This window comes from Hyphomonas sp., assembly GCF_040882205.1.
GTDB lineage: Bacteria > Pseudomonadota > Alphaproteobacteria > Caulobacterales > Hyphomonadaceae > Hyphomonas.
Genome location: NZ_JBBEBT010000046.1, coordinates 1 through 7,535, shown reverse-complemented (window position 1 = coordinate 7,535; position 7,535 = coordinate 1). Strand labels below are relative to the sequence as shown.

The 7,535-nt window shown below is 62.9% G+C and carries 8 protein-coding genes; 5 read left to right on the top strand and 3 right to left on the bottom strand.

The annotated features are described in order from the left end of the window. Together WEA77_RS02360 and trxA are read left to right on the top strand one after the other, a co-directional pair. Nucleotides 1–2,169, top strand: a 2,169-nt coding sequence (locus tag WEA77_RS02360; protein ID WP_368066265.1) for a 3'-5' exonuclease, incomplete at its 5' end; no start/stop codon positions are given. A 61-nt stretch (nt 2,170–2,230) separates the two neighbouring features. Beyond that, nucleotides 2,231–2,551 carry a thioredoxin gene (trxA, locus tag WEA77_RS02355; RefSeq protein ID WP_368066264.1) on the top strand — a complete coding sequence of 107 codons (321 nt, stop codon included), beginning with the start codon at nt 2,231–2,233 and terminating at the stop codon, nt 2,549–2,551. A 23-nt stretch (nt 2,552–2,574) separates the two neighbouring features. Here trxA and WEA77_RS02350 read toward each other — a convergent pair whose 3' ends face one another. Then, nucleotides 2,575–3,519, bottom strand: coding sequence for an ABC transporter ATP-binding protein (locus WEA77_RS02350; protein ID WP_368066263.1), 945 nt, complete (start codon nt 3,517–3,519; stop codon nt 2,575–2,577). Nucleotides 3,520–3,638: 119 nt separating this feature from the next. On the opposite strand from WEA77_RS02350, the gene WEA77_RS02345 reads away from it, so the two are divergent. From WEA77_RS02345 to WEA77_RS02335, 3 genes are read left to right on the top strand one after another with little or no spacing between them, the layout of a single operon-like run. Then, nucleotides 3,639–3,842 carry a zinc-finger domain-containing protein gene (locus tag WEA77_RS02345; RefSeq protein ID WP_368066262.1) on the top strand — a complete coding sequence of 68 codons (204 nt, stop codon included), beginning with the start codon at nt 3,639–3,641 and terminating at the stop codon, nt 3,840–3,842. Between the two features lie 29 nt (nt 3,843–3,871). After that, entirely contained in the window at nt 3,872–5,071 is a 1,200-nt protein-coding gene (locus WEA77_RS02340) for an FAD-dependent monooxygenase (protein ID WP_368066261.1), read from the top strand. A gap of 41 nt (nt 5,072–5,112) precedes the next feature. Next, entirely contained in the window at nt 5,113–6,489 is a 1,377-nt protein-coding gene (locus WEA77_RS02335; RefSeq protein ID WP_368066260.1) for an L-serine ammonia-lyase, read from the top strand. Between the two features lie 4 nt (nt 6,490–6,493). Here WEA77_RS02335 and WEA77_RS02330 read toward each other — a convergent pair whose 3' ends face one another. Continuing rightward, a complete protein-coding gene (locus WEA77_RS02330) occupies nt 6,494–6,907 on the bottom strand; it encodes a helix-turn-helix domain-containing protein (protein ID WP_368066259.1) in 414 nt (137 codons plus the stop codon). Between the two features lie 123 nt (nt 6,908–7,030). After that, on the bottom strand, nt 7,031–7,535 hold a 505-nt coding region (locus WEA77_RS02325; protein ID WP_368066258.1), incomplete at its 5' end, for a translocation/assembly module TamB domain-containing protein.

Here is a 7,535-nt window from a genome sequence, read left to right as displayed (position 1 = left end):
CGGCTGCGCGATCCGCGCACGATCTTCATGGTAGGCGATGAGAAACAGTCCATCTACTCCTTTCAGGGGGCTGATCCGGCGCGCTTCCTGAAGGAGACAGAGGCGCTGACGCGGCGTGACACGGATGTGGCGCAGGCGGACATGCGGATGTCATTTCGTTCGAGTCCGGAAATCCTGAGCTATGTCGACGCGGTCTGGAATGCGGCGCCGGAGATTGATGTGCCGTCTGCGGATGCTCCGCCATTGAGGTCCGACAAAATTGTGCACACCGCACGGCGCTGGAATGAGCCGGGCCTCGTTGAGCTGTGGCCAGTCGTACCCCGCGATGAAGAACCGGAAACGGACGCATGGGCGCGGCCGGTGGACGCGCTGCGGGTTACCTCGCCCAAGGTGAAGCTGGCGCGCGCGATCGCGAGATCTGTGCGCGAAATGGTGACGGGCGGCGCGGCGGTGTGGGAGCGGGACGGCCGGCCGCGCTCCGCCAGGCCCGGCGATGTGCTGATCCTTGTTCGGGAGCGGCGCGGGGGCCTGTTCGAGGCAGTGATCAACGCCCTGAAAAGCGCGGGTGTGCCTGTGGCGGGCGCGGACCGGTTGCTGCTGGCAGACTATATCGGCGTGCAGGATTGCCTGAACCTGATGCGGTTCGCGATCCTCCCCTCGCGGGATCTGACTCTCGCGGAAATCCTGCGCGGCCCGTTCGGCGGACTGGTGGATGATGACCGCTTTCTGTTCGAGCTTTCGGCAGGGCGGCGTCAGGGAGAGACGCTGTGGTCGCGGGTCCTGGCGAGTGACGATCCGGATGTCGCGCGCCTGCGCCCGTTACTTCAGTCGCTGATCGACAAGGCAGGGTGGCCTGCGTTCGAGTTCCTGTCTTCGGTCCTGGATCTGCCGGACACTGACGGTTTGACCGGATGGGAAAGGCTGAATGCGCGACTAGGCACGCCGGCGCGTGATCCCATCGAGGCGCTGCTGGCGGCCGCGCTGGCGCATGACGCGTCAGGGCCGTCTTCGCTTCAGCTGTTCACGGCGTCGCTGGAATCGACGCCGGTCGAGATCAAGCGTGACCTTTCCGAGGCGGGCGAGGAAGTCCGTGTGATGACCGTGCACGGCGCCAAGGGCCTGCAGGCACCAATTGTGATTCTGCCGGATACGACAACCAAGCCGAAGCTGACGAGCGAAACGATATTGTCCGTGGACGGCGCGCTGATCTGGTCGCCGCGCAGGGAGACGGATGTTGAGCCCGCAGAACGCGCGCGGATGGTTGCTCAGGCAAAGGCCCACGAAGAGCATCGCCGCCTGCTCTATGTTGCGCTGACGCGGGCGCAGGACCGGTTGCTGATTGCAGGGCACTGGTACGGGTCTGATGGCGAGGCCGCCAAGGGATATCACGACGACTCCTGGTTCGCGCTCTGCCAGAAAGCGATGCAGCAGCTGGACGCGGCGGAGCGGGAAGATGGCACGCTGCAATTCGGCCGTGCGCTGCGTGCGCTGGAAGGGCCGGCTGCTCTGGCTGGAGCGCCGCGAACTTTGCCGAAATGGGCCCGTCAGGCGCCGCCGCCGGATGTCATCACACGCCGCCTGACAGCGCCGACCAGCCTGCTCGGCCCGAAGACACGCGTGGTCGCGCCGTTTGACCCGAAACGAGAAGCCCGGCTGAAACGGGGCCGGCTGATCCACAGCCTGCTGCAATACCTGCCGGAACTCCCGGTTGCGGCGCGGCAGGCAGCCGGCAAGGCCTTCCTCGCGCGGGAGCCGGAGCTGACCAGGGCGCAGAAGGCAGAAATGCTGAGCGCAGCAGAGAATATTATCAACGACCCGGCGCTCTCGGAGCTGTTCCAGCCGGGGGGCAGGGCGGAGGCCGCCGTGATCGGCACATCGTCCAGGCTACCTCCGGATCTCGTTATCAATGGCCGGGTGGACCGGCTCGTGGTGACGCCGTCCCGGGTGCTGGTCATCGACTTCAAGACCGACCAGCCGGCACCAGACGAGGTGTCGCAGGTCGCGGAAAGCTACATCACGCAAATGGCCGCATATGCAGCCGTGCTGGAGGTAGCCTTCCCGAATCGGGAGGTGGTGGCCGTTTTGTGCTGGACAGACGGCCCAAAGATGATGCGCATTCCCGAGGCGATGTTGTCAGAATCTCTCATCACTGCCTTGAGGGCAGTTTGACACCCCAAAAGAACTCCTATGTATCAGGCTCCCAATTCGGGCCGCAGAAGGAGCCGGAACCATGGCTGGTATAGATATAAGTGATGACGAGTTCGATGTACTGCTCGGCGCGTCGGATGTGCCTGTAGTCGTCGATTTCTGGGCCGAATGGTGCGGACCCTGCAAGCAGATGGCGCCGCATATCGAAGCCGTTGCCAACGAAATGGATGGCAAGGTGAAGATCGTGAAGCTGAACGTGGATGACTATCCGCTGGTCGGCGCCAGGTACGGTGTGCGCGGCCTGCCCACGATGTTGCTATTCAAGCAGGGCAAGGTAGCGGCCACGCACAATGGCGCAATGAACCGTCAGGCGCTCGCCAACTGGATTTCCCAGTCTATCTGATTTTGGTGTCCTGAACCGCCAATTCAGGCGGCCTGGTCGCCCGTCAGCGAGATGAACACGTCTTCGAGATCGGGTGATTTCGTTGATAAGTCCGCAATACTGATGCCGGCAGCGCGCGTCTTCTCCAGGAGGCGCCCGATGCCGGTTTCGGCTGTCTTGAATGTGATGGCGAGCGTGCCGTCGGGACGCAGTTTCGGATCATGCACGGCGAGTTCGGACGGAATAGCCGTGATCGGCTCGCGCGGCGTGATGATCAGTGTCTTGTAGTCGAGACGCGAGAGCAGCCGGGGCGTCGGCTCACACGCGACAATCCGGCCACGGTCGACGATGGCTATGGTGTCGCAGAGTTCCTCGGCTTCTTCGAGATAGTGAGTGGTCAGGATGATTGTCGTGCCGTTGGCATGCAGCTCGCGCACATAGTCCCACATCAGGCGGCGCAGTTCGACGTCCACGCCGGCCGTTGGCTCGTCCAGGATCAGAACTGGCGGGTTGTGGACCAGGGCCTTGGCAACCATCAGGCGCCGCTTCATGCCGCCGGACAACTGGCGCACATAGGCGTCCTTCTTGTCTGCCAGGCCCAGCGCCGTCAGGATTTCCACAGACCTGCGTTCGGATTTCGGTACGCCGTAGAAACCGGCCATCAGCTCGAGCATCTCGAACGGGGTGAAGAAGGGGTCTGCGACGACTTCCTGGTTCACAACGCCGATGGCCGCCCGGCTCTGGCGCGGATTGGCGTCAATATCGAGCCCCCAGATCTTCGCAGAGCCGGCGGTCTTCTTCACAAGGCCCGCCAGGATATTGATAAAAGTGGACTTTCCGGCGCCGTTCGGACCGAGAAGGCCGAAAATCGACCCGGTGGGGATCTCCAGCGAAATACCGTCCAGCGCCTGCTTCTCCGGCATCTTGCCGGTCGCAGCATAGGTTTTCCGCAGGTCGCGCACTTCAATGGCAAATTCGGGAACTGGCATGGCGGTCTTTCGTCGCGTCATTCGGCACGCCTTGCAAGCCGGCAGCCCAGACTCTAGTTAGAGGTCAGGTCGTGGCGTGGCAAGCGGCCCCGCGCGTCAGGTCCTGTCGGAGTTCCAGCATGCCCCTCAAGCGCGATGTCTTCACGCCGCCGGAAATCTCGATGGTCACGAGCCGCAAGGTCTCGTGCAACGGGGGCGGCGGCGCCCTCGGGCATCCCAAGGTCTGGTACGAGATGGGCGACGAGGATTTCGTCGAGTGCAAGTATTGCGACCGCCGGTTCGTGCTGATCGGCGGGCGCGACGACCCCTCGCGTCCGAAATAGCCGATCCAGCGCTGAACAGGCCAGGCAAGATGCATGTCCTGATATCAGGCGGAGGGATTGGGGGGCTGACCGCCGCGCTGGCTTTTCAGAAGCTCGGTCATCAGGTCACCGTCCTCGAACAGTCGCCCTTCCTCGATGAAGTTGGCGCAGGCCTGCAGATCAGTCCGAACGGGATGCGCGTGTTTGAAGCGCTCGGCGTCAGCGCCCGGGTCGAGAAGGATGCGTTCCGGCCAAGGGCGCAGGAGCTCAGGTTCGGCAAGGGCGGTGGGCGGATTTTATCGATCCCGCTGCGCGATGCCTCGCGGGCCCGGTGGGGCGCGGAGTATCTGCACGTCCACCGCGCCGATCTTGTGCAGGCCCTCGCCAGTGCTCTGGACGACCGGCAAGCGAACGCCGTGCAGTTTGGCCGGCGGGTCGTATCGTATGTGCAGAGTGCAGCGGCGGTGACTGCGCAGTTGGATGACGCAACTTCGATTTCAGGCGATCTGCTGGTCGGCGCCGATGGCATCCATTCGGCAATCCGCGCGCAGATGCTGGGGCCGGACAAACCGCGCTTCACGGGTCATGTGGCGTGGCGCGCTGTGGTGCCAGTTTCGGAGCTAGGCGCGGATGCGCCGCCGGAATCGGCCTGTGTCTGGGTTGGCGCAAAGCGTCACGCGGTGACGTATCGCCTCCGGCGGGGGAGCCTCGCGAACCTTGTGGCGGTGGTGGAGTCGAAAGAGCCGGAAGCGGAATCCTGGACGACTACGGGCTCACGCGAGAAGGCGTTGAAGGACTTCCGGCGCTGGTCTCCGGTCATCCAGGCCATCCTGACAAAAGCGCCCGTGCTGAACCGCTGGGCTCTGTTTGACCGGATGGCGCTCGACAAGTGGTCGGACGGGCGCGTGGTCCTGCTCGGCGATGCCTGCCATCCGATGCTGCCTTTCCTGGCGCAAGGGGCCGTAATGGCGATCGAGGATGCTTATGTACTGGCGCAGCTTGCCTCGAAGAAGCCGGACCTGCCAAGCGCGCTTACGACCTACGAATCCGCTCGCAAGCCACGAACGTCACGTGTGCAGGAGGGTGCGCGCCGGAATGCATCCCTGTTTCACCGGGGTGACCCGTTTACACAATTGGCCACATATGGACCGATCTGGATGGCCGGGCAGTTCCTGCCGTCGTTTGCACATGGTCAATATGACTGGATCTATGCTCACGATGTAACGGACATGTCCGGCACGCACACCTGAACTCCCAGCCACACAAAACAGGAAACACGGAGAAACGGTGCATGCTTTCAGTCCTGGACCTGTTTCGCGTCGGGATCGGCCCGTCGAGTTCCCACACCGTGGGGCCAATCCGGATTGCGGCGCGCTTCCTCGCAGATATCGAACAGGCCGGCGTAATGAACCGCGTGGGCCGGATTGAAGTCGAACTGCAGGGGTCACTCGCGCTGACGGGCGCAGGGCACGCGACGCCGAAGGCGGTCATGCTGGGATTACTCGGCCTTGATCCGGAGACACTGGACCCGAAAGACGCCGACAACCGCGTCAGCCTGCTCGAGCATTCAAAGGCGCTGCGGCTGGCGAACGGCCGGACGATTCCCTTCGCGGCCGAACGCGATATCCGGTTTGCCTATGACGTGATCCCCAAGCTGCACCCGAACGGTATTCGCCTGCGCGCCTTTGACAGCGCCGGAGACCTCATTGCCGACAATACCTGGTACTCGACCGGCGGCGGCTTCATCGCGTCCCAGCGCCAGCTGGAGCGCCCTGTGCGCGATGACATCGTGCCGACGGGGCCAGCGGTCCCCTATCCCTTCATCTCGGCGGCGGAGCTTCTCAACATCTGTCATTCCGGATCGCTGACGATTGATGCTGTGATCATGGCAAATGAAGCGGCCAAGCGCGCCCCGGAGGCGACGCAAGCGGCGCTCGACCGGATCGCCGGCGTGATGATGGCATGCATCGACCGTGGGCTGACGCGCACGGGCACGCTGCCGGGCGGTCTCAAGGTGCGCCGCCGGGCGCCGGAAATCTGGGACAAGCTGCGCAATGGTCCGCCCTCGAACGAGCGCGAGCAGTTGTTTGACTGGCTGAATGTCTACGCGATGGCCGTGAATGAGGAGAATGCCGCAGGCGGGCAGGTGGTGACAGCGCCGACCAATGGCGCGGCGGGAATCATCCCGTCAGTGATCCGGTACTATTGCTGGGACGCCGAAGACCGGCTCGTCCGGATCCGGAAGTTCTTGCTGACGGCCGGAGGCGTCGGCCTTCTGTACAAGCAGCGCGCTTCGATCTCCGGGGCAGAGATGGGGTGTCAGGGCGAAGTTGGTGTTGCCTGTTCGATGGCGGCTGCAGGACTTGCTGCCGTTTGGGGCGGCACACCGCAGCAGGTGTGCAATGCTGCCGAGATCGGGATGGAACACAATCTGGGCCTGACCTGCGATCCGGTCGGGGGCCTCGTGCAGATTCCCTGCATCGAGCGCAATGCCATCGGTTCTGTGAAAGCCGCGAATGCGGCGCGCCTGGCGCTGCATTCACTGGAACAGACGAAGGTGTCACTTGATCAGGTGATCGAAACAATGCGCCAGACGGGCATCGACATGTCCTCGAAATATAAGGAAACGAGCCAGGGCGGCCTCGCAGTCAACGTCGTTGAGTGCTGAGCGCTCAGTCTGACGACAGGGCGCGCAGAACCTTCGCCATCGATTCGAGCTTGACGACTGAATTGGTCCGGTCGATCAGCGTGTGACAACGGGCACGCGCTTCAGTCACCGGGTCGCGTTTGTCGGCGGCGGCGCCCTCGGTGTCCTGGAACAGTTCAGCAATAGGGACACGCAGGACGCGGGCGACACTCGCAAGCATACCCGCGCTCAGTCGGTTGGTGCCGGTCTCGTACTTCTGCAACTGCTGGTGACTGATCCCAAGCTCCTGTCCTAACTCGGAAAGGGTGAAATTCTGGGCAGTACGCAGTTCCCTGATTTTTTCGCCAACCATCTGGTCAATACGGGTTGGGGAACGCGATCCTGCGATTCGGGACTCTTCCAGCATTTTTCTATCTTTTGTCTTCTTTTTCAGCCACAATTATCAGAGTCCTCGACGAGAAGTGAAAGTCAATCATTACGGTACCAAAAAAAACGGTGAACTATCGATCCCTTCCTTATGCAGGAACGGGCACCCGCGCGTTCAGCGGTGCGCCGAATTCGGCTAGTAGTCCTTTTTCCAACGAACGGACACACGTGTTTCGCCGGTCGAGTTTGTCTCCGAAGAGACAGACACCTGCGAGCGGGGCTGCCATTCGACTTCGACCGAGTTTCCAGCTGCGCCCTGCGCTGTTACCTCCACGTAGACATCGGGGCCGAGATACTGGCCGACGCCGAGTTCTGTATTTCCGGCATTATCGATCCCGAAACGCAGGCGGTCGATGCCCAGACCGGACTGGATTGCGCCGATGGGATCAAGGCCGGTGTCCTGACCGGCCAGGCGTGCAATTGACGTTGCGAGTTCTGCGGCTTCAAGCGCAGTCAGGTCTACCGATGATCGGCCGAACAGCATCCGTGACAGGATTTCATCCTGTGGTAGGGAGGGGTTGCTGGTCACCTCGATCGTGGGCCGCGCCGGCGCGCCGCTGACATCGGCGCGGACCGAGAAGCCGTCGACCTCGCGCGTCGCCGAGATCGCCATGCGCGCGGTATCGACCGGGCCGTCAAAG

Bases quoted from the DNA above. Each gene is read 5' to 3' on its own strand.
- trxA (WP_368066264.1), top strand. From the start codon at position 2,231: ATGGCTGGTATAGATATAAGTGATGACGAGTTCGATGTACTGCTCGGC.
- WEA77_RS02350 (WP_368066263.1), bottom strand. From the start codon at position 3,519: ATGCCAGTTCCCGAATTTGCCATTGAAGTGCGCGACCTGCGGAAAACC.
- WEA77_RS02345 (WP_368066262.1), top strand. From the start codon at position 3,639: ATGCCCCTCAAGCGCGATGTCTTCACGCCGCCGGAAATCTCGATGGTC.
- WEA77_RS02340 (WP_368066261.1), top strand. From the start codon at position 3,872: ATGCATGTCCTGATATCAGGCGGAGGGATTGGGGGGCTGACCGCCGCG.
- WEA77_RS02335 (WP_368066260.1), top strand. From the start codon at position 5,113: ATGCTTTCAGTCCTGGACCTGTTTCGCGTCGGGATCGGCCCGTCGAGT.